16 protein-coding genes are annotated in these 21533 nt (G+C 66.2%); 9 read left to right on the top strand and 7 right to left on the bottom strand.

Annotated features, from left to right (window positions below):
• Positions 1-21 precede the first annotated feature (21 nt).
• The 4 genes from mfd to H535_RS0115450 all read left to right on the top strand — a co-directional run bounded on the left by mfd (position 22) and on the right by H535_RS0115450 (position 7307).
• Positions 22-3618 (top strand): transcription-repair coupling factor, encoded by a 3597-nt coding sequence (gene mfd / locus H535_RS0115465; protein WP_026820264.1) that lies wholly within the window; start codon positions 22-24, stop codon positions 3616-3618.
• A 263-nt stretch (positions 3619-3881) separates the two neighbouring features.
• Positions 3882-4931: a deoxyribose-phosphate aldolase gene (gene deoC, locus H535_RS0115460; protein WP_425387288.1), complete on the top strand. Its 1050-nt coding sequence runs from the start codon at positions 3882-3884 to the stop codon at positions 4929-4931.
• A gap of 13 nt (positions 4932-4944) precedes the next feature.
• A complete protein-coding gene (locus H535_RS0115455; RefSeq protein ID WP_026820262.1) occupies positions 4945-6429 on the top strand; it encodes an aldehyde dehydrogenase family protein in 1485 nt (494 codons plus the stop codon).
• Positions 6426-7307 carry an aldehyde dehydrogenase family protein gene (locus H535_RS0115450; protein ID WP_026820261.1) on the top strand — a complete coding sequence of 294 codons (882 nt, stop codon included), beginning with the start codon at positions 6426-6428 and terminating at the stop codon, positions 7305-7307. The genes H535_RS0115455 and H535_RS0115450 overlap by 4 nt, the downstream gene beginning before the upstream one ends.
• A gap of 60 nt (positions 7308-7367) precedes the next feature.
• Here the strand turns inward: H535_RS0115450 and H535_RS0115445 are convergent, their stop codons facing one another.
• From H535_RS0115445 to H535_RS0115435, 3 genes are all read right to left on the bottom strand, one after another.
• Positions 7368-7601, bottom strand: coding sequence for a hypothetical protein (locus H535_RS0115445; protein WP_026820260.1), 234 nt, complete (start codon positions 7599-7601; stop codon positions 7368-7370).
• Between the two features lie 111 nt (positions 7602-7712).
• Positions 7713-9455 (bottom strand): phospho-sugar mutase, encoded by a 1743-nt coding sequence (locus H535_RS0115440; protein ID WP_026820259.1) that lies wholly within the window; start codon positions 9453-9455, stop codon positions 7713-7715.
• A 38-nt stretch (positions 9456-9493) separates the two neighbouring features.
• On the bottom strand, positions 9494-10321 hold the full coding sequence (locus tag H535_RS0115435) for a purine-nucleoside phosphorylase (protein ID WP_026820258.1): 828 nt from the start codon (positions 10319-10321) through the stop codon (positions 9494-9496).
• 82 nt (positions 10322-10403) lie between these two features.
• Here H535_RS0115435 and H535_RS0115430 point away from each other — a divergent pair, with 82 nt between their 5' ends.
• The 3 genes from H535_RS0115430 (at position 10404) to H535_RS30220 (ending at position 14133) form a co-directional block, all read left to right on the top strand.
• Positions 10404-11807 carry an NAD(P)H-quinone dehydrogenase gene (locus H535_RS0115430; protein WP_026820257.1) on the top strand — a complete coding sequence of 468 codons (1404 nt, stop codon included), beginning with the start codon at positions 10404-10406 and terminating at the stop codon, positions 11805-11807.
• A 123-nt stretch (positions 11808-11930) separates the two neighbouring features.
• Entirely contained in the window at positions 11931-13517 is a 1587-nt protein-coding gene (locus tag H535_RS25890; RefSeq protein ID WP_051299402.1) for an LCP family protein, read from the top strand.
• A gap of 487 nt (positions 13518-14004) precedes the next feature.
• Complete coding sequence (locus tag H535_RS30220) at positions 14005-14133, top strand: hypothetical protein (protein ID WP_281171262.1); 129 nt, start codon at positions 14005-14007, stop codon at positions 14131-14133.
• Here the strand turns inward: H535_RS30220 and H535_RS0115415 are convergent.
• From H535_RS0115415 to H535_RS25880, 4 genes are all read right to left on the bottom strand, one after another.
• Positions 14109-15191, bottom strand: coding sequence for a class I SAM-dependent methyltransferase (locus H535_RS0115415; RefSeq protein ID WP_026820256.1), 1083 nt, complete (start codon positions 15189-15191; stop codon positions 14109-14111). The genes H535_RS30220 and H535_RS0115415 overlap by 25 nt on opposite strands.
• A gap of 134 nt (positions 15192-15325) precedes the next feature.
• On the bottom strand, positions 15326-16957 hold the full coding sequence (locus H535_RS0115410) for a helix-turn-helix transcriptional regulator (RefSeq protein WP_026820255.1): 1632 nt from the start codon (positions 16955-16957) through the stop codon (positions 15326-15328).
• A gap of 153 nt (positions 16958-17110) precedes the next feature.
• Positions 17111-18532, bottom strand: coding sequence for an MFS transporter (locus H535_RS25885; protein ID WP_051299408.1), 1422 nt, complete (start codon positions 18530-18532; stop codon positions 17111-17113).
• A gap of 210 nt (positions 18533-18742) precedes the next feature.
• Positions 18743-18976, bottom strand: coding sequence for a hypothetical protein (locus H535_RS25880; protein WP_211236608.1), 234 nt, complete (start codon positions 18974-18976; stop codon positions 18743-18745).
• Positions 18977-19380: 404 nt separating this feature from the next.
• On the opposite strand from H535_RS25880, the gene H535_RS29075 reads away from it, so the two are divergent.
• Positions 19381-19614 (top strand): hypothetical protein, encoded by a 234-nt coding sequence (locus H535_RS29075; RefSeq protein ID WP_026820254.1) that lies wholly within the window; start codon positions 19381-19383, stop codon positions 19612-19614.
• A gap of 2 nt (positions 19615-19616) precedes the next feature.
• The gene (locus H535_RS30215; protein ID WP_026820253.1) at positions 19617-21443 is read left to right on the top strand and encodes an HNH endonuclease signature motif containing protein; all 1827 of its coding nucleotides are present in this window, start codon (positions 19617-19619) and stop codon (positions 21441-21443) included.
• The last annotated feature ends 90 nt before the right edge of the window (positions 21444-21533 follow it).

Genomic DNA, 21533 nt, shown 5'->3' with positions numbered 1-21533 from the left:
GATGACCCTGAACGGACGGCTATGACCCTGAACGGATTGCGAACGGCGCTGGCGGACGACGCGTCGGTTGCCAGGATCCGCTCGGAGGCGGAGCGGGCCGCGGCGGCACGCAGCCCGGAATTGCAGATCGCTGCACCGGCAGGGTTGCGTGCGGCGCTGCTGGCGGAGATGTCCGACGGCGTCGACGACGACGGCGGCGCCATCCTCGCCGTGACGGCCACCGGCCGGGAAGCCGAAGACCTCGCAGCGTCGCTGCGCAGCTACCTGCCGCCGTCGTCGGTTGCCGAGTTCCCCAGCTGGGAGACGCTGCCGCATGAGCGGCTCTCCCCGCGCTCGGACACGGTGGGCCGCCGGCTGGCGGTGCTGCGCAGCCTGAAGCATCCCGGTGATGACCCGCTGCGGGTCGTCGTCGCCCCTGTGCGGGCGGTGGTGCAGCCACTGGTCGACGGGCTGGGCGACCTCAAGCCCGTCTCCGTCTCCGTGGGCGAAGAGGCAGGATTCGACGAGATGGTCGAACAACTGGCCGCGGCGGCCTACGCCCGGGTGGACATGGTGACCCGGCGCGGCGAGTTCGCGGTCCGCGGCGGCATCCTCGACGTGTTTCCTCCCACCGAAGACCACCCGGTGCGGATTGAATTCTTCGGCGACGAGATCGAGTCGATGCGCTGGTTCGCCGTCGCCGACCAGCGCTCCATTCCTTCGCCGACCTCCGGAACGGGCGGCATGGAGCCGCCCGAATCCCTCTATGCACCGCCGTGCCGGGAAATCCTGATTACGCCATCGGTGATGTCCCGGGCAGCGAAGCTGAAGGACAAGATGCCGGCCGCCGCCTCGATGCTGGAGCGGATCGCCGGTGGTATCGCCGTCGAGGGCATGGAGTCGCTGGCACCCGCGCTGGTCGATGCGATGGTGCCGCTGGTGGACCAGTTCCCGGATGGATCGCTGAGTGTCGTCGTCGAGCCTGAAAAAGTGCGCAGCCGCGCCCACGACCTGAACGCCACCAATGCCGAGTTCCTGGAAGCGGCCTGGTCGACCGCTTCCGACGGCGCGGCGGCCCCCATCGACCTGGGCGTCGACCTGGAAGCGGCCAGTTTCCGGTCCCTGGCGCAGACGCGTGAGACCTCGATGTCCCGCTCCATGGGGTGGTGGTCCATCACCTCCTTCAACGTGGACGACGAGCTCGAATCCGACGGGCTCACCGTCAACGCCCGCGAACCGCGCGGCTACCGCGGCGACGTGGCCGAGATGATGGAATTCATCGGCTCCCGGGCCAAGGACCAGTGGCGGCTGGTGGTGGCCACCGACGGGCCGGGGCCGGCGCAACGGCTGGCCGAACTGTTCCACGACGCGTCAGTTCCCGCTGCCCGGACGGAGTCGCTGGGGCAGCTGCCGCAGGCTGGAATCGTTGAAATTACGACGGCGACCGCCGGCCGGGGCTTCGTCTTCGACGAGCTGAAGCTGGCGCTGCTCACCGAGGCCGATCTGCTGGGCCGCTCCAGCGCCTCGTCGACCAAAGACATGCGGCGGATGCCCTCGAAGCGGCGCAACGCCGTCGACCCGCTGCAATTGCAGCCCGGCGACCACGTGGTGCACGAGCAGCACGGAGTCGGGCGGTTCATTGAACTGATCCAGCGGGCCACCGCGTCCGGCGGGCAGGTCTCAGCGGGTTCGACGCCCGCCGTCCGCGAATACCTGGTGCTTGAGTACGCCCCGTCCAAGCGCGGCGCGCCGGGGGACAGGCTGTTCGTCCCGACCGACCAGCTCGACCAGGTGACCCGGTACGTGGGCGGCGAAACCCCTGCGCTGTCCAAGATGGGCGGAGCGGACTGGGCCCGGACCAAGGGCAAGGCGCGCAAGGCCGTCAAGGAGATCGCCGGCGAGCTGATCCAGCTCTATTCGGCGCGGATGGCCTCGAAGGGTTTCACCTTCGGCCCGGACACCCCCTGGCAGAGCGAGCTGGAGGAGGCATTCCCGTACGTGGAGACTCCCGATCAGCTGACCACCATCAACGACGTCAAGGCCGACATGGAGCGTGAGGTGCCGATGGACCGGCTGGTCTCCGGCGACGTCGGCTACGGCAAGACCGAAATCGCTGTCCGCGCCGCGTTCAAGGCCGTCCAGGACGGCAAGCAGGTGGCGCTGCTGGTGCCCACCACTTTGCTGGTGCAGCAGCATTACGAGACCCTCACCGAACGGTTCTCCGGATTCCCCATCCACGTCCGGCCGCTGTCGAGGTTCCAGACCTCCAAGGAAGCGAAGGAAACCGCGGCCGGGGCGAAAGAGGGAAGCATCGACATCGTCATCGGCACCCACCGGCTGCTGTCCAGCGATTTCGAATTCAAGGACCTGGGCCTGGTGATTGTGGACGAAGAGCAGCGGTTCGGCGTCGAACACAAGGAGCAGTTGAAGAAGCTGCGCACCAACGTCGATGTGCTGGCGATGAGTGCCACCCCGATTCCACGCACCCTGGAAATGGCCGTGACCGGGATCCGCGAGATGTCCACGCTGGCCACCCCGCCGGAGGAACGGCATCCGGTGCTGACCTATGTCGGCGCCTTCACCGACAAGCAGGCCTCGGCCGCCATCCGCCGCGAACTGATGCGCGAGGGCCAGGTGTTCTTCGTGCACAACCGGGTTTCGACCATCGAGAAGACCGCCGCGCACATCCAGCAGCTGGTGCCCGAGGCGCGGGTGGCGGTGGCGCACGGCCAGATGAGCGAATCGAAGCTGGAACAGATCATCGTCGATTTCTGGGAGAAGCGGTTCGACGTGCTGGTCTGCACCACCATCATCGAAACCGGCCTGGATATCTCCAACGCCAACACCCTGATCGTGGACCGGGCGGACAACTACGGGCTGTCCCAGCTGCACCAGCTCCGCGGACGCGTGGGCCGCGGGCGGGAGCGGGCGTACGCCTACTTCCTGTATCCGTTCGATAAACCCCTGGGCGAGGTCGCGCTGGAGCGGCTCAAGGCGGTGGCCTCGAACAACGAGCTCGGCGCCGGCATGCAGCTGGCGATGAAGGACCTGGAGATCCGTGGCGCCGGGAACCTGCTGGGTGGCGAGCAGTCCGGCCACATTGCCGGTGTCGGCTTTGACCTGTATATCCGGCTGGTGGGCGAGGCAGTGGCCGATTTCCGCGGCGAGACCGAGGAACAGGTCAAGGAGATGAAGATCGAGCTGCCGGTCAACGCGCATCTGCCCCACGAATACGTGCCGGGGGAGAGACTGCGGCTGGAGGCGTACCGGAAGCTCGCCGCGGCCACCACCAACGAGGGCATCGACGAGGTGCTCGCCGAATTGGTCGACCGGTACGGGGACCCGCCGGCGCCGGTGCAGCAGCTGATCTCGGTGGCCCGCTTCCGGGTCTCGGCGCGGGCCGCGGGGCTGACCGATGTGGCCACGCAGGGCAACTTCATCAAGTTCGCCCCGGCCGACCTGCCCGAGTCGAAGACCATGCGGCTGAAGCGGATGTATCCCGGGGCCATGGTCAAGCCGGCGTTGGATGCGGTGCTGATTCCCAAGCCGAAGACCGCGGCCATCGGCGGGCGGGACCTGGTGGATGCCGAAGTGCTCGACTGGGCCTCGCAGGTGGTCAACGCGATCTTCGCGGAGTAGCCGCGGTGCCGCCGAGTAGCGCGGAGTAGCGCAGTGTCGGGCGGATTGCAGCTGTAAGGAATTGTTGCTTTCCCAAGGAATCGCCGTTCGCCTAAACAGGTGAGCCGCTTTCCTAAGGAATCGCCGGTTGCAACCGGCGAATCTTTAGGGAAGGGCATACCAGGCTCCGGCGGACCTTTTCGACCTAACATCGCCGGGACCCCCGACTGCGGCGAAGCCGGAAACGGGCGGTAGGATTGATAGCCAGGCACAAGCAATGACGCATGAGCATGGAACAGGACGTGACAATGGACATTACCGCTGCCTCCGGCACTGCGATCGCCCCGGCCGCACGGGCAGTCGAGGTGATCGGAACGGACCTGACCGAGCGGAGCCTGCGGCGCTATCTGGAGGGCATTGCCGGCGTCGACGCCGTTGGCCTGGAGGCGCGCGCGGCGGGCCTGGGCACCCGGTCTATCAAGAAGGAGTCGAAGGCGTGGGCCTTGGATAAGGTGATCAGCCTGATCGACCTGACGACGTTGGAAGGCGCCGATACACCGGGCAAGGTCCGCTCCCTGGCGGCCAAGGCGAAGGTCCCCGATGCCAACGACCTCTCCACCCCGCAGGTGGCCGCCGTATGCGTCTACGGCGACATGGTTCCGTATGCCGTCACCGCGCTCGGCGCAGCGCATGCCGGTGCACGGTCCGACGGCGGCGGCGTCAATGTCGCGGCGGTCGCGACGGCGTTCCCCAGCGGCCGGGCCTCCCGCTCGGTGAAGCTGGCCGATACCGTTGACGCGGTGGCCGCTGGCGCCGACGAGATCGACATGGTGATCGACCGCGGCGCGTTCCTGTCCGGCCGCTACGGGCAGGTGTTCGACGAGATTGTCGCGGTCAAGGAAGCGTGCAAGCGCGTTGACGGCAGCTACGCGCATCTGAAGGTGATCCTCGAGACCGGCGAGTTGAGCACGTACGACAATGTCCGCCGGGCCTCCTGGCTGGCCATCCTGGCCGGCGGTGACTTCATCAAGACCTCCACGGGGAAGGTGTCGCCGGCGGCCACGCTGCCGGTGACCTTGTCGATGCTGGAGGTGGTGCGGGACTGGCACCGGCTCACCGGTGAGCAGGTCGGGGTCAAACCCGCCGGCGGTATCCGAACGTCGAAGGATGCCATCAAGTACCTGGTCACCGTTGCCGAAACCGTTGGCGAAGAGTGGCTGCAGCCGCACCTGTTCCGCTTCGGTGCGTCCAGCCTGCTCAACGACGTGCTGCTGCAGCGGCAGAAACTGGCCACCGGCCATTACTCCGGTTCCTCCTACGTCACCATCGACTGAAGGGCAATAGACAATGACTTTCCTTGAGTACGCCCCTGCTCCGGAGTCGACGGCGATTCTGGACCTAAAGAGTGAGTACGGGCTGTTCATCAACGGCGGGTTCCAGCCCGGCAACGGCGAAGCGTTCCAGACCATTTCGCCTGCCACCGAGCAGCAGATCTCCACCGTTTCCTGCGCCGACGAGGCGGACGTGGACACCGCCGTCGCCGCAGCGCGCAAGGCCTACGAGAAGACCTGGTCCAAAATGTCCGGCGCGGACCGCGGCAAGTACTTGTTCCGGATCGCGCGGCTGGTGCAGGAACGCTCCCGCGAACTGGCCGTGGCCGAGTCGCTGGATAACGGCAAACCCATCAAGGAGAGCCGCGACGCCGATATCCCGCTGGTCGCCGCCTGGTTCTTCTACTACGCCGGCTGGGCGGACAAGCTCGACTATGCCGGCCTGGGCTCCGCGCCCCGTTCGCTGGGAGTGGCCGCCCAGGTGATCCCGTGGAACTTCCCGCTGCTGATGCTGTCGTGGAAAATCGCCCCGGCGCTGGCCGCCGGCAACACGGTGGTGCTCAAGCCGGCCGAGACCACCCCGCTGACCGCCCTGTTGTTCGCCGAAATCCTGCAGCAGGCAGAACTGCCCGACGGCGTCGTCAACATCATCACCGGCGCGGGCGCCACCGGCTCGGCGCTGGTCAACCACCCCGATGTGGACAAGGTGGCCTTTACAGGCTCGACGGCGGTGGGCCGGGAAATTGCCCGCTCCACCGCGGGCACGGCGAAGAAGCTGACCCTTGAACTGGGAGGCAAGGGCGCCAATATCGTGTTCGACGACGCCCCGATCGACCAAGCCATCGAGGGGATCGTCAACGGAATCTTCTTCAACCAGGGCCAGGTCTGCTGCGCCGGCTCCCGGCTGCTGGTGCAGGAATCGGTCCACGACGAGGTGGTCGACAGGCTCAAGCAGCGGCTGTCCACGCTGCGGGTGGGCGACCCGCTGGACAAGAACACCGACATCGGCGCCATCAACTCCGCCACGCAACTGGGACGGATGCGCGAGCTGTCGGATATCGGCGAGGCCGAAGGCGCGGACAAGTGGAGCGCCGACTGCGTGCTGCCCGACGAGGGCTTCTGGTTCCCGCCGACCATTTTCACCAACGTGTCCACCAGCCACCGGATCGCCCGCGACGAAATCTTCGGGCCGGTGCTGTCCGTGCTGACCTTCCGCACCCCGGACGAGGCGATCGCCAAGGCCAACAACACCCCGTACGGGCTGTCCGCCGGCATCTGGACCGACAAGGGCAGCAGGATTCTGGCCGTGGCCGACAAGCTGCGCGCGGGAGTGGTCTGGGCCAACACCTTCAACAAGTTCGACCCCGCCTCGCCCTTTGGCGGGTACAAGGAGTCCGGCTACGGCCGGGAGGGCGGACGGCACGGGCTGACCGCGTACCTGGCGCCGGCCAAGACCGCCGCAACCTCCACCAGGCCCGCCGTGAAAGGAAGCAGCAAATGAGCCCTGCCCGGCTGACTGTGCCCAAGACGTACAAGCTCTACATTGGTGGCAAGTTCCCCCGCAGCGAGTCCGGACGGGTGTACGAAGTGACGAGCCGGAAGGGCACGTTTATGGCCAACGTCGCGAAAGCCTCCCGCAAGGACGCCCGGGACGCGGTGCTCGCCGCCCGCGCCGCCGTCTCCGGCTGGTCCGGGGCCACCGGCTACAACCGCGGACAGGTGCTCTACCGGATAGCGGAGTTGCTGGACGGGCGGCGGGCACAGTTCTCCGCCGAAATCGCCCGGGCCGAAGGCGTCTCCGCCGCGGCCGCCGACGCGCAGGTCGACGAGGCGATCGACCTGTGGGTGTGGTACGCGGGATGGGCTGATAAGTATGTGCAGGTGGCCGGTAACGCCAACCCCGTCTCCGGGCCGTTCTTCAACCTGTCGACGCCGGAACCCACCGGCGTGGTCGCGGTCGTCGCCCCTCAGGGAGCAGGGCAGGGCTCAGGTTCGCTGTTAGGGTTTGTCCGGGCCGTGGCGCCGGCGCTGGTCAGCGGCAACACCGCCGTCGTGATTCCCAATGAACAGGCCCCGCTGTCCGCGTTGAGCCTGGCCGAAGTGCTGGCCACCAGCGATGTGCCGGCCGGCGTGGTCAATATCCTCAGCGGGTCGGCCGCGGAGATCGCCCCGTGGCTGGCCGGCCACGCCGACGTCAACGCCGTCGACCTGCTTGGCGCGGGGGAGCTGGAGTGGGTGGACCTTCAGATAGCCGCGGCGGAAACGTTGAAGCGGGTATCACCGCCGGAGTCCGGCCCGGATGCCGGGGCTCCGTCGGTTGAACGCATTACGTTCTTCACCGAGACCAAGACGGTGTGGCACACCAAGGGACTGCTGTAGCAGAGCAAGCCGGTGCTGCGTAGAGCCCGGGCTGCGGCAGGCCCGGGCCCGGCTCTACGTTTAGTCCTGGCGGCCGCGCTTTTCCATGTTTCCCATGATCTGCTTGGGAATGAAGAATGCGAGGAAGAACAGGCCCATGCCGATCCCCCCGGGGATGAAGACGTTGTCCAGGCTCCAGAAAGAGAAGGCGTAGAGCGCTCCGAAGAAGCAGGCCATCATGACGATGAAGATGGCCAGGTTCGACACCAGGTGACCTTCACCGGAATGGGTGGCGTGTGAATTCGGGCGCTGCATGGCTCACTCCTGCGTTGGTCCACTTCGGGTCAGTTGCCGCGACCGGGATAACCAGGCGCGGATGATGATTCGATATTACCTTAGTCGTTTTGGGCCCGGGATGCCCGCCGGCTACAACCCGAGCGCTTCGCGTACGTCCTGGATCACGTCGTCCATCCGCTGCCGGGCGGTTTCGCGGGTGGCGGGCAGGTCCGCGGTGGCATCGACCGGGACGATGACTTCCAAATAGCACTTGAGCTTGGGCTCGGTGCCGCTGGGTCGGATGATCACCCTGGTGTCATCGCGGGTGACGTACAGCACCCCGTCCGTGGGAGGTAGGTCGGCGCTGCCTTCGGCCAGGTCTGATGCGCTGTCGACTGCGGAGCCGCCAAAGGCTTCGGGCGGGTGCTCGCGCAGCCGGTTCATCATGGCATCCAGCAGGCCCAGGTTGCCCACCCGCACCGGGAGCTGGTCGGTCAGGTGCAGCCCGTGCTGCACCGCGAGTTCGTCCAGCGCATCGAACACCGTCTTGCCGGCGGCCTTCAGATCCGCGGCCAGCTCGGCGATCAGCAGTGCAGCCGAAATGCCGTCTTTGTCCCGTACCAGCGACGGCGCGGCACAGTAGCCAAGGGCTTCCTCGTAGCCGTAGGTCAGGGACGGCACCCGGGATATCCACTTGAACCCGGTCAGGGTTTCGGTGTGCCCGATCCCGGCGGCCGCGGCAATCTTGCCCAGCATCCGGGAGGACACGATGGAGTTGGCGAACAGTGCGTCCGAGGCAACAGCGCCGTCCTCGTCTGCCGAGCGGGCCAGCATGTGGGCGCCCAGCAGCACCCCTGCCTCGTCGCCGCGCAGCATCCGCCATTGCCCGGTGTCCGGGTCGGGCGCGGCCACGGCGGCCCGGTCGGCATCCGGGTCATTGGCAATGACGAGGTCGGCGCCCGACTCTTCCGCGGCACGGATAGCCAGATCAAGGGCGCCCGGCTCCTCGGGATTCGGGAAACTCACAGTGGAGAAGTTCGGGTCGGGCTGGGCCTGCTCGGCGACGGGTTCGACGTCGTTGAAGCCAGCTGCCCCGAGCACCTTGGTGGCGGTGGGGCCGCCAACGCCCTGCAACGATGTCAGCACGATCTTCACGTCGCGGGCCGGGAACCGGTCGGGTATCGCCAGCGAGGCAACAGCGTCGACGTAAGCACGTTCGAGGCCGGCATCCAGGGTTGTCCAGCCGCTATCGGCCATCTCGACGCCTGTCTCCGCGGCCCGGTCGATGTGGGCCGCTATGTCCTCGTCGATGGGTGGCACGATCTGCGCGCCGGCGCCGTCGTCGTCCACGGCCCGTCCGCCCAGGTACACCTTGTAGCCGTTATCCTTGGGCGGATTGTGGCTGGCGGTGACCATGATGCCGCATTCGCACTCCAGGGCGCGGACGGCATAGGCCAGCACCGGGGTGGGGAACGTGGAGGGCATGATGTAGGTGTCGATGCCGGCGGCGCTGAAGATGGCGGCGCTCTCGGCGGCGAACACATCCGACTTGTGCCGGGCGTCGAATCCAATGACCGCCCGGGGCCTGTAGGTCCCGGCCGCCTGCTCAAGCAGATAGGCCGCAACCCCGGTGGCCGCCCGGCGCACCACCACGCGGTTCATCCGGTTGGGGCCCGGCCCCATGGCGGCCCTCAGCCCGGCGGTGCCGAACTCCAAGGTGCCGTTGAAGGCGTCCGCCAGTTCCTGGCCGGCCTGGATCTGTTCGGTTCCGTCCGATTCGGCGGCTTCGATCAGGGACCGCAGCTGGTCGGCCGTTTCCGGGTCGGGGTCGGCGTCGGCCCATTCTTTGGCCCTGATGATGAGCTGCTCCAGCTCGGCAGTGGAAAGCGTCATTGTCCCAACTTATACACACGCGCGGCAGCGGGTGGAAATCAATTCGTCGTCAGTCTTGAAATAATACCGGCCAGCAGCCGGGAAATCCGCGGGCCGGCCGCCTGTCCTGCCTCGATGACTTCCTCGTGGCTCAAGGCGCTCGGGCTGATTCCTGCGGCCAGATTAGTCACCAGCGAGATGCCGAAGACTTCCATTCCGGCATGGCGGGCGGCAATCGCTTCCAGCGCGGTGGACATGCCCACCAGGTCGGCGCCAAGCGTCCTGGCCATCTTCACTTCGGCCGGAGTCTCGTAGTGCGGGCCGGTGAACTGGGCGTAAACGCCTTCGGCCAGCGACGGATCCACGGACCTGGCGATGTCGCGGATCCGCCTGGAATAGAGGTCGGTCAGGTCCACGAAGGTGGCCCCTTCCAGCGGGGACGTGGCCGTGAGGTTGATGTGGTCCGAGATCAGCACCGGTGTCCCGGGCGCCAAATCCTCGTTGAGGCCCCCGCAGCCATTGGTCAGCACCATGGTCTTGGCGCCGGCAGCCGCGGCGGTCCTGACGCCGTGGACCACCGCTGCGACGCCCTTGCCTTCATAGAAATGGGTGCGTGCTCCAAGAATCAGGGCACGCCGCCCGTCGGCCAACAGCACCGACCGGATCGTGCCGACGTGGCCGGCAACCGATGGCGCGGCGAAGCCTGGTACATCCGCCGCGTTGATGGTGCAGGTGCTCTCTCCGAGCAGCTCCGCCGCCCCGCCCCACCCGGAGCCGAGCACCAGCGCGATATCGTGTGCCTTAACACCCGTACGGTCGGCGATATAACCGGCAGCCTGGCGGGCGAGCTCAAAGGGGTCGGTCCGTTCCGATGTCGCAGTAGTCACAGCACCAAGGTACCGTGCATCGTAGGCGCGGGCAGAACCGGCCGGTTTGAGGGCGCAAAACAATGTAGGTGAGAATTGGACGGTGAGCAGTCAATTGGATTTTAACCACCTGAAGATCGCCATCCTCGGCGGAGGTCCCGGAGGTTATGAGGCGGCCATGGTGGCCGCGTCCCTGGGAGCCGAGGTAACGATCGTCGAGAACAAGGGGGTCGGCGGCTCTGCCGTGCTCACCGACGTCGTGCCCTCCAAGACGCTGATCGCGACGGCGGACACCATGGTCCGGGTGGCGAACGCCCACACCACCGGGGTGCAATTCGACGACCCGCAGGCCGCCTGGGCCGATTTGGGGCAGGTGAATGAACGGCTGCTCAAGCTCGCGGCCGAGCAGTCCGGGGACATCGCCGACGGACTGGAGCGGGCCGGGGTGCGGATTCTGCACGGTCACGGCAAGTTGCTTGAGGACCACTGCATTGAGGTCGACACCGGCACAGAAACCGAGACGGTGCAGGCCGATGCGGTATTGGTCTCGACCGGCGCCCATCCCCGCGAACTCCCGGATGCCAAGCCCGATGGCGAACGCATCTTCAACTGGACCCAGGTCTATAACCTCAATGAACTGCCCGAAAAGCTGATCGTCGTCGGCTCCGGCGTCACCGGGGCCGAATTCGCCTCGGCCTATAACGGACTCGGCTCGCATGTGACGTTGGTGTCCAGCCGCGACCAAGTGCTGCCCGGCGAAGACGCGGACGCGGCGCAGGTGCTGGAGAAGACACTGCAGGGCCGGGGGCTGAAGCTGCTGGCCCGCACCCGGGCACAGTCGGTCCAGCGCACCGACGACGGCGTCAGGGTCTTCCTCAACGACGGAAGCACAGTTGATGGCACGCACTGCCTGCTGGCAGTCGGGGCGGTCCCCAATACGGCCGGTATCGGCTTGGAGGAGTCAGGTGTCGCGCTGACCGACAGCGGCCATATTAAGGTCGACGGCGTCTCGCGCACCACCGCCCCCAACGTCTATGCCGCAGGAGATTGCACCGGGGTGTTCGCACTCGCCTCGATTGCCGCCATGCAGGGACGGATCGCCATGGCGCACCTGCTGGGCGACATCGTCAAGCCGCTCAAGCTCAAGCAGGTGGCGTCGAATATTTTCACCTCCCCGGAGATCGCCTCCGTGGGCGTCACCGAGGCGGAAATCGCGTCCGGCCAGTATCAGGGTGACGTGGTCAAATTGCCATTGCGCACCAACCCTCGTGCGAAAATGATGAATGTGGAGGATGGGTTCGTGAAGGTGTTCTCCCGCCGCGGATCGGGTACCGTGATCGGTGGCGTGGTGGTGGGCCCGCGTGCCGCAGAATTGATTTACCCCATAGCGCTCGCGGTGGCCCAGCACCTGCACGTGGACGACGTCGCCAACACCGTCACCGTCTACCCGTCGCTGACCGGATCGATTTCGGAAGCCGCACGAAGGCTGCATGTTCGCAGTTCCTGAACAGGTTTGAGCCGTATGATGCCGGGGGCGAATATAATTGGTCCAGGTTATTCCTGCGCCCGCCCCAGCTTCCTGAGCCGGGCGCCGTAGGCCGCGTGGAGACAAACGATGAGGAGACCGTAGATGATGCCTCCGAGGCACGGACGGCTGCGCAATACCCAGCCGCGGCGCGGAGGCTTGCCGGTCACGGTCGGATGGACCGCAGTGAACGCGGCGCTGCCCGGCACAGCAATGCTGAAGACCGGGCGGAAGTCAGGGTGGATATACCTGGCCGTGTTCGTCGGCATTCCGTTGTTGGCCATCCTGGCGTTCCTGCTGTTTGGCGGCGTCGACCTGGCGCTCAAGATGGCGGTACGGCCCCGGATCCTGGCGGTGGCGGCCATTGGCATCTCAGTGCTGGCACTGGTGTGGGCGGTACTGGTGCTGCGGGGAAACCACCTGTTGAACGGACAGTTCACCGTTGAGGGCCGGAAGCGGACCGTCAGCGTTGTCGTGGCGCTGGCCCTGGTCGCGGTGCTCGCGGTGCCGACCGGGTACGTGGTCCGCTCCCTGGAGGCGCAGCGCTCCTTGCTGCTGAACTCGTTCGCCACCGAAGACGACGTCGGCATGACCGGAGACACGGGCACCGGCCCTGACGAGGAGCAGAGCGGGGACCCTTGGGCCGGCGAGCCCAGGCTGAACATCATGATGCTGGGGCATGACTCCGGTGAAGGCCGGGTGGGCACCCGGCCGGACACCATCATGGTTGCCTCCATTGACACCAGCAGCGGCGCCACCAGCCTGTTCAGCATTCCGCGCAACATGCAGTTCGTTCAATTCCCGCCCGGCAGCCCGATGCACCAGGTTTTCCCGAACGGGTTCGATGCGTACCCGCCGAACCAGAATCTGATCAATGCTGTGTGGCATTGGGCGGCGGGCCACCCGAAGTTGTTCCCCGACAGCGACCACCCCGGCCGCACCGCCACCCGCCACGCGGTCGAGCAGACCCTCGGGCTGAAAATCGACCGGTACGCCATGGTGAACCTGGACGGATTCGAAGCGATCATCAACGCCCTCGGCGGGGTGGAGATCAAAGTGGAGCGGCGGATTCCCATCGGCGGGGGGAGCAACCAATACACCGGCGAGCAGTATCCCATCGACGGATACATCGAGCCCGGGTTGCAGGTGCTGGATGGCCACGAGGCGCTCTGGTACGCGCGTTCACGGGAAGGGTCAAATGACTTCGACCGGATGTGCCGTCAGCAGCGGATGATCCGGGCCGTGACGGACTCGGTCAACCCCGCCTCGATCGCCAGCTCGTTCATCGACCTGGTCCAGGCGGCCGAAAACAACGTATCGACCAGCATCCGCATCAATGAGCTCGATGCGATGATCGATCTGTTGTTCAAGGTCAGGGAACAGGGCATCTCCAGCCATCCGATTACCCCGGAAGTGACCAATCCGGCGGCCCCCGATTTCGATTTCCTGCACCAGTGGGTGGACAAGAAGATCGCCGCCGACGTCGCCGAAGCCACCGGGCAGAGTGAGGAACCGGAGTCCGGCAGCACCTCCTCCGCGGATGAGAACTCCGGATCCGAAACGGCCGGCCAGGACGGAAGCGGCACCAGCAGTGCCACCCCCGACGCTCCTGAAACCGGACAGGCCGGACAGGCCGGCGGCTCCGGGGACAAGGCGGAGGACGAGGGTGCCCTGGCACGCTGCATGCCGTGACCGCCCGGCGGAACCAGGCTCGGAGGAACCGGCATCGCCGGCGGCAACTCTGCGGTGGCGATCTTTGTGCACTGCTGCGGGATGACCCGTCGAAATCACCCGGGACCTGCTCACGGCGGGCTGAATACGGCGGACTGAATACGGCACGGCTAAACAAACCGGCCCAACAGGTGTAACAATCTGACCCAGGCTCAGGCGGGTCAGGCCAGGGCCTCGGCGTCCAGCGGCTTCACTGGCCGCGGTGGCTTCGTCATGATCCGGCTCTGTGCCTCGGTGTTTCGGCTCTGTCGGCTCGGGCGCCCCCGGCTCGGGCGCCCCTGGCCGGCGCCGGCCGAACCGCAGGTACCAGATCAGCATCAACGCGGCCGCAACCACGTAGAAGCTGTGCAGCGCCCAGATCGGTCCGACCGGCAGGCTGTACACGTAGACGGAGTGCACTGCGTTGCCGACATTGCTCAAGGCGAGGTTGCCGAAGCTGTAGGAGACCATGTCCCGGGTCCGCACCGCCTTGACCAGCATCGGCATGTTGCTGATGGCGAACAGCACGGTGGAGATAGTTCCGGCGATGATGGCCAGGTCCATGGTTCTGCCCTATTTCTTCGTGGCGACGAAGTAGTTGTTGAATGGGTCGGACTCGATACTCTTGGTTTCGATGTCCCTCAGTCCTGCTTCGGTCAGCATCCGCCGTGCGACTTGCTCACCCCAGGCGGTGCCCAAGCCGTCCCCGTCCAGTCCGAGCGAGACACTCATGCAATGGAACGTGGACATCGCGTACAGGAACCCTGCCCAGGGCAGGCCGATATTTTCCTCGACATTGCTGGATGCCTTGAAATCCACCATCAGGAACTGTCCGCCCCGGCGCAGCGCCTGCCCGATGTTGGCCAGCACCGTTGCCGGATGAGCCTGGTCATGAATGGCATCAAAGGCGGTGACCAGATCGAAGCTGTCCGGAGCGTGCAGATCAGCCACATCCTGGAGCACGAAGGTCGCATTGGCCAGACCCATCCGGGCCGCCTCTGAACGCCCGTGGGCTATGGCTTCTTCGGAGAAGTCATAGCCAGTGAATGTGCTGGTCGGATACGCATCTGCCATCAGATTGATGGCGTGGCCGCTGCCACAGCCGACGTCGGCGACGTCGATACCGGTTGCCAGCCTCGCCGGGAGATCCGGGACGAGCGGCAGCACAGCGCCCAGCAGGGCGGCGTCGAAGGTGGCAGCACTTTCCTCAGCCATGGTCTGGTGGAAGCGCGGGTAGTCGCTGTAGGAGAGCCCTCCGCCGGTGCGGAACCGTTCGACGATTTTCTGCTCCACTTCGCCCATCATGGCCACGAACTGCAGCACTTGTGCAATATTGTCCGGGCCGGCCGCGGTGGTCAGCAGCGCCGCATGGGCGGCAGGCAACGAGTAGGTGCGGGTCTCCGGGCTGTATTCGACGAAACCGGTCACGGTCATGCCGTTGAGCCATTCGCGCACGTAGCGTTCATTCAGACCTGCAGCGGAGGCAATCCGGGCGCTGGACGACGTCGGCAGCACCGCCATGGTGTCAAACAAGCCGGTCTGGTGTCCGATGCTGGCCAGCAGCGCCGCGGCCGCATTATTCATTACGCCTAGGCAACGGCCGGCAAACTGCTCGACAGCTTCGCCGGTGGTTTCTTCTTCTGTCTTGGTGGTCATCTTCTGCTCCTCTAGCCATCGGGCGGCGTCTTTGCCAACCCACTTCGAGCGTAAAAGGGGCATAGAACCGCCGGCATCGGGAAAATGCTGTGACGTGCGTGGCGGGGTATGGGGCAAATGATGCAGACCGGATGTCAGTTCGCCGGCGGGCTCGCTGCCAGCTTCCTGTCATGCGCCCAGGCGGCAGCCGCGGTGCGGGAGGTGACGCCGAGTTTGATGAAGATGTTGGCCAGATGCCGGCCTACAGTCTTCTGGCTGATGAACAAGGCTGCCGCGATATCCTTGTTGCTGGCTCCCTCTGCCACCCGGGCGAGCACTTCGACCTCGCGGGGCGTCAGGCCCGCTGGAGACGTGGTGGGGGAGAGGCGCTCGATGTCCCGGCCGGCGCCGAGACTGCGGTAGATCTGCAGCGCCGCAGCGGAATTGGCGGCGGCGAGTTCCAATTGGCCCAGATCGCGGTGCGCCTGCCCCATGAGCTCGTAGATACCCGCCACCTCGTACCGGCCGCGCAGGTCGTGGTAGAGGCGTGCGGCCGATCGTAGCAGGGGCAGCGCTTCGCCGGGCCGTGCCTGCGCGGTGAGCAGGCCCGCCCTGGCGTGCTCGGCCCAGGCCCGGAATCCGGAACTGGCAAAGGCTGCCGCTGTTTCTTCCAGTTCCCGGCAGAGCCGCTCCGCCTCGTCCGGCAGTCCCTGCAGTTGTGCCAGGTGCACCGCCGGGCGGAGCAGTCGGGCGCGGGCCAGCCGGTCCGGAACATCCAGGGCGGCGCACAAGGCCGACCAGCCGGCGTCGGGCCTGCCCGTGTCGAGGTATAGCAGCGCCTCACCGGGTTGCGGCTCCACACCCAGCTCGCGGGCGCGGCCGAACGCATCCCACGCGCCGGGGGCGTTTCCGCGCAGCCGGCGGATGTCGCCGAGCTGGTAGTAGGCCTCGCCGGCCACCCAGGGGTTGCGGTCTTCGAGGTCGGCGCTGCTGCGCACCAGTTCCTCTTCGAGCACCTCCCAGCCTCCTTCGAAGCTGAGCAGTTGCAGTCGGTGGACACGGCAGATGCCCGAGTACGTGACGCCATTGGTGAACTGTTCGCACCACCGTTCGGTCGCCGTCGTCCATGCCCGCATCCGGCGCAGGTCCGCCAGTTGATGGCAGACGTGGATCACCGTGCAGTAGATATCGCCGGCCCATTCGGCAGCGACTTGGCCAGCCAGCACCGGCAGCATAGCTTCGTCCAGCTGCGCGAATCCTTCGGCGCAGCGGCCATCGCGGACATCGACCAGCCCGGACAACACCAGCGACAGGCAGGTCAGGGCCGGGCTCTGCAGCCGCTGGCCCATCCGGTTGAGCTCCGGCGCCGCCGTCACCGCCGGCCCGGTGTCATAAAGCGTCAGGGCGTACGCGGCGTCCAGATAGAGCAGGAACCCGTGCTCCACTGACTCCGGTTCGGATTGCAGCAGACGCCGCGCCCGGTTGAGCCATCCGGAGCCGACCACTGGATCGCCGTCGAGAACCCACATCAGCGCCAGACTCAAGGCCTTCATCGCGGCCGTCGATGTATCGCCGTCGCGCAGCAGCCGGTGGTACAGCTCCTCGGAACTGTCCAGCATCTGTTGGACCTGCCCGCAGGAGAAGGCAGAACTGCTCAGCCGGCCCAGATCTTCAATACTGAGCCGTGATTGCGTGCGGGCACGGCTGAACTGCTGGCAGGCAGCCTCCCAATCACCGCGTTCGTAGGCTGCCCGGCCGGATGTCAGTACCGCTTCGAAATCGTCCATTGGCCCGCCTCAGTTCCATGATAGCGCCGCCCGGCGGGTAAGTAGCCGTTCGGTGCGGTGCCAATTGCGGCGGATGAGGCTTCGGGCAGTACGGGAAGATCTTCGGGGCGCGAAACCCTGCGGCACCCCTGCGGCACCCCTGCGGCAGGAGGGTCAGCGGGCCGGGGTGTCCTCGTGCGCTTCGTCCTGCAACGTGTCCATGCTCATGTTCTTGGTTTCCTTGGACAGGTAGAGCGATACCAGCGTCAGTACTGCCATCGCGGCAAGGTAGACCCCCACCCAGCCGACGCCGAAGTCTTTGGCCAGCCACGCCGCGATGAAGGGGGCCAGCGCGGCGCCGAAAATCGAGGAGATGTTGTAGGCAAAGGCCGAACCGGTGTAGCGCACGTTGGTTTCGAACAGCTCCGGCAGGATCGCGCTCATTGGCCCGAATGTCAGTCCCATCAGCGCCATGCCGATGATCAGGAAGGCCACCATCAGCCCCATATTGGCGTCGTCGCCCACCCCCATGTTCCCGGGGGCCAGGAACAGGTTGAAGCAGAGCCCGAAGATGATGATGCCGACCGTGACGACCATCAGGGTCCGCCGGCGGCCGTACTTGTCGGCCAGCCAGCCGGCCACGGGAATGAACGCGGCGAAGAAGAGGATGGAGATCAGCTGCACCACCAGGAAGTCCTGGTAGGCGATGCCGAGGAAGCCGTTCTCGACTGAACCAATGGCGTAGCTGAGGATCCAGGTGGTCATCAGGTAGAACAGGCTGTAGGTGGCCAGCATGATGAACGTGCCCAGCAGCAGCGGCTTCCACGCCGTGCGGAACACCTCGACGATGGGTGTCTTGACCTTCTTGCCCTGGGCGACTGCGCGGGCGAAGACGGGTGTTTCTTCCAGCTTCAGCCGCACGTACAGGCCGATCAGCACGATGATGGCCGAAACCAGGAACGGGATCCGCCAGCCCCACACCACGAAGGGATGGCCAAGGTCGTTGGCGGCAGAGCCGGTGTAGCCCATCCACAGCGTCATCAGCAGGAAGAACCCGTTCGCCAGGATGAAGCCGAAGGGTGCGCCCAGCTGCGGCCACATGGCGGCCCAGGCGCGCTTGCCCTTCTTCGCCGTCTCGGTGGCGAGCAAGGCGGCGCCGCTCCATTCACCGCCAAGGCCCAGCCCCTGGCAGAAACGCAGTATGGCCAGCATGGCCGGGGCAAAGAGCCCGATTTGCGCGTAGGTGGGCAGCAGCCCGATGAGGAAGGTGGCAATGCCCATGGTGAGCAACGACCCGACCAGCGTTGCCTTGCGGCCTATCCGGTCGCCAAAGTGTCCGAAGACGATCGATCCGATGGGGCGGGCGACGAAGGCCAGGCCGAACGTGGCCAGCGACGACAGCAGCGCGGCGCCGCTGTCGCCGGCGGGGAAGAAGAGCAGCGGGAACACCGAGATGGCGGCCGTCGCGTAGATGTAGAAATCGTAGAACTCGATGGTCGTACCCACCAGGCTGGCGATGACAATCCGCCCGCGGGGAACATTGAGTTCATCGCCGGTTTCGGGTGCCGTGGATCCGGCCGCCTTGCTGCTGCTCACGTTGCTGACTCCTTGCTCGTTCATAAGTCCATCTGGCACACTAAGCGCCGGGCGGGTTACTGGACAGTAACGTCCATATCATGAGACGAGCTTTCGGACTCGGCGTCGGCAGGGGGCATCGGAGAGCAGTGCGCACGTTTCATCGTCGCCGCCGCGGCGTCGCCGGGCGTCAGTCCCTGCCGGGTGTCAGTCCGCGGCGGCTGCCAAGCGTCAGTCCCTGCCGGCGGCTGCTTCCAACTGGTACCCATCGTCGCGGTGGATCAACCGGCGGCCGCCGCCGTCGTTCAATTGCACCCAGATGACCGATCCGTCATCGGTGCGCATATCGATCACGCCGCTGACCGGTTCCTGCCGTTGATGCCGGAGCCGCACGGGCTGACCACATTGCGGTGCCTGCCAATCCTGGAGCTCGCCGGTGCCATGTGTATTCGAGCGGGTCGTCATCATCAAATCCCTTCTGGTCTGCGGCTGGTACTAGTCAAAGTACGCACGCATTCTTAACGTTCGTTGAACGCCTGCTGGGAATTCTTCAAACCTGCCTCGTGCTCGTCAGGTGAATACCAGTTCCACGTTGGAGTGTTCGCATCAGGCGGTGACGTCTGGTGCGAACCAGCCGGCTCCCGGCCGCGGCATCAGATTAAGCGGCGCCGAATTCATTGACGCACACCACCCGGCCCGCCGGTGCGAGCGAACCGCGAGACCGGCTTTACAGACCCCGGGGAGTGTCCGCACGTCGTCCCGGCCACCCACAGCCTGGTTTTCGTTATCTTACCGTTATATACGGGCGCCTGATTCTTCTAAAATTGTCGTACCCCGGTGATTGACTGATGTTATGACGGTTCGAGTTGATGGTGACGACGACGGCGGCGGTGGCGGTCCGGGTGCTGGTGCTTCCGGTGCTGCTGGCGCTGGCGCGGCTTCCGGTGCTGCTGGCGGTGCTGCCGGGACCGGTGCCTACGGCGGTGCTGCCTTTGACGATGGCGCTGCGGCTGCTGACGCTGACGCTGCTGCCTCCGGTGCTGCCGCCGGTGACACGGGTGAGGCGGGTGCTGGTGCGGCTGCCGGCGAGGAGGGGCGGCTGAGTGTGGAGGCTGAGCTGGATGTGGTCGTGGCGCTGTGTCGGGCCGCCGGGTTCAGTGATGAGCCGGTGCTGGCCCGGGGGATTGTGAACGGGCTGGACCATGTCGATGCTGAAACCCTTGACTACCGGCAGGCGGTGAATCTGCTGGACGAGGCCGGCAAGCTCGCCTCCGCCGCCGAAGCCCTCAAAGCAAAAGCCGTCTCAAGGGTGTGTGCCACCGCCGGCGACCGGGTCGATGAAGAAGGGCCTCTGCCGCCGGCGGGTCCGGATGCTGACCAATTGGCGGTCATGGTGGCCGAGTCGGAGATCGGCACTGTGCTGGACCTGTCCAAGCGGGCGACGGACCAACTCATCGGGCACAGCAATCTACTCACCAGTGGCTTGCCGGTCACCCTGGACGCGCTGGCTCAAGGGGTGTTGCATCCGCAGCAGGCCGAGGTCATTGCGGATCAATGCGGCAGCCTCCCGCCGGAGGCGTATGCGGAGTTTGAAACCGAGATGGTGGGGTTCGCCCCGGGGCGGGCGAAGCATCTGGTGGCGGCGAAAGCGCGTCGGGTGCGGGAACGCTCCCACCCGGAGACCATCAAGCGCCGCAAGGAAAAAGCGGCCGCGGATCGGACGGTGGTCCTCGAGCCGGTCGAAGACGGCATGAGCTGGCTAAGCCTGTACCTGCCGGCCGAGGCCGCGGTGGCGGCGTTCAACCGGATAACCAGTCTGGCCCGGTCGCTGCAGTGCCCCGACGAACCACGTAACCTGGCCCAGTTGCGGGCTGATGTGGCTGCGGACCTGCTCCATACCGGCACTGGCACCGGACTACCGCCAGCGGCGTTGTCGGGTACGACCAATGATGTCTTCTACGGTTCGCGGCCGCCACCCGGTGCCCCGACCGGTCCCGCCGCACCCGGCGTAGCCGGATCGGCGGGAATCGCCGCAGATCCTCCCGTAGCCGGAGCTACCGGAGACACTCCTCCCGCCGCCGGTTCGGCCGGTGGCGCCGGCCCCGGGGTGCCTGGTTCCGCCGGTGTCGATCCGCCTGCCGGTGGTGATCCACCTGGTTCGGGTCGCATCCCCAACTACGCCGGGATCAAGGCCGAAGTCACGGTAGTGGTGCCGGTGCTGACCTTGATGGGGTTATCCGATGAGCCGGCCGATCTGGAAGGGTACGGTCCCGTCGACGAGGACACCGCCCGACAACTGGCGGCGGGTGCTCCGGCGTTCAAGCGGTTGCTGACCCATCCGGAGAGCGGTGCGCCGTTATCGTATGGGCGGGATAGCTATGCGGTGCCCAAGGACCTGCAGAAGCTGGTGCGGTTGCGGGATCGCACCTGTCGCGGGTACGGGTGCAACAAGGCTGCCCGTCACTGCGACCTCGACCATACTGTCCCGTACCCGACAGGGCAGACCGAACTGACGAATCTCAAACCACTGTGCAGACCCGGCCACGCGCTCAAGACCGCGGGACTGTGGTCCGATGTCCAGCATCGTGACGGGAGGGTGGACTGGACCTCACCGGCAGGACGCACATACACCAACACCCCCGACGGACCACTACCCGAAATGCGACCCGCACCGGATATCGCCACCCTGCTCGAGACAGCCAAGCACCAGGCAAATCCACGAACGGGCCCGGGCAAGAAGATGGCACACGGCCCGGGCCGGCGCAGCGCCGGGAACGAACAGCACGGCGCCGGCAACAAAATGGCCGCTGCCGGACGTACGCCGGCCCGGAAGGATCCATGGCAAATACCCAAAGCCAGGAAGGACGACACCGCCGGCAACGCGACGAACAGGAAATCGGTAAACGATCCCGACGGGCCGGCACCCTTCTGAACTCCGCAGCGGCCGACGCGGCACGAAGGGTCCGGTGCGGGTGCGGCAGGCGACGATCGGGATGGCCCCTCGGCCCAGGGCCGGCCGGTG

The sequence above is a fragment of the Arthrobacter castelli DSM 16402 genome (genome assembly GCF_000430705.1).
Taxonomy (GTDB): Bacteria; Actinomycetota; Actinomycetes; order Actinomycetales; family Micrococcaceae; genus Arthrobacter_C; species Arthrobacter_C castelli.
The sequence above is the reverse complement of the archived record's forward strand: the minus strand, read 5'-3'. Positions and strand labels throughout refer to the sequence as shown.

Bases quoted from the DNA above. Each gene is read 5' to 3' on its own strand.
- H535_RS25880 (WP_211236608.1), bottom strand. From the start codon at position 18,976: ATGACGACCCGCTCGAATACACATGGCACCGGCGAGCTCCAGGATTGG.
- deoC (WP_425387288.1), top strand. From the start codon at position 3,882: ATGAGCATGGAACAGGACGTGACAATGGACATTACCGCTGCCTCCGGC.
- H535_RS30220 (WP_281171262.1), top strand. From the start codon at position 14,005: ATGTCCCGGGTCCGCACCGCCTTGACCAGCATCGGCATGTTGCTGATG.
- H535_RS0115450 (WP_026820261.1), top strand. From the start codon at position 6,426: ATGAGCCCTGCCCGGCTGACTGTGCCCAAGACGTACAAGCTCTACATT.
- H535_RS0115440 (WP_026820259.1), bottom strand. From the start codon at position 9,455: ATGACGCTTTCCACTGCCGAGCTGGAGCAGCTCATCATCAGGGCCAAA.
- H535_RS0115455 (WP_026820262.1), top strand. From the start codon at position 4,945: ATGACTTTCCTTGAGTACGCCCCTGCTCCGGAGTCGACGGCGATTCTG.
- H535_RS0115415 (WP_026820256.1), bottom strand. From the start codon at position 15,191: ATGACCACCAAGACAGAAGAAGAAACCACCGGCGAAGCTGTCGAGCAG.
- H535_RS29075 (WP_026820254.1), top strand. From the start codon at position 19,381: ATGGTGACGACGACGGCGGCGGTGGCGGTCCGGGTGCTGGTGCTTCCG.
- H535_RS25890 (WP_051299402.1), top strand. From the start codon at position 11,931: ATGATGCCTCCGAGGCACGGACGGCTGCGCAATACCCAGCCGCGGCGC.
- H535_RS0115410 (WP_026820255.1), bottom strand. From the start codon at position 16,957: ATGGACGATTTCGAAGCGGTACTGACATCCGGCCGGGCAGCCTACGAA.
- H535_RS0115445 (WP_026820260.1), bottom strand. From the start codon at position 7,601: ATGCAGCGCCCGAATTCACACGCCACCCATTCCGGTGAAGGTCACCTG.
- mfd (WP_026820264.1), top strand. From the start codon at position 22: ATGACCCTGAACGGATTGCGAACGGCGCTGGCGGACGACGCGTCGGTT.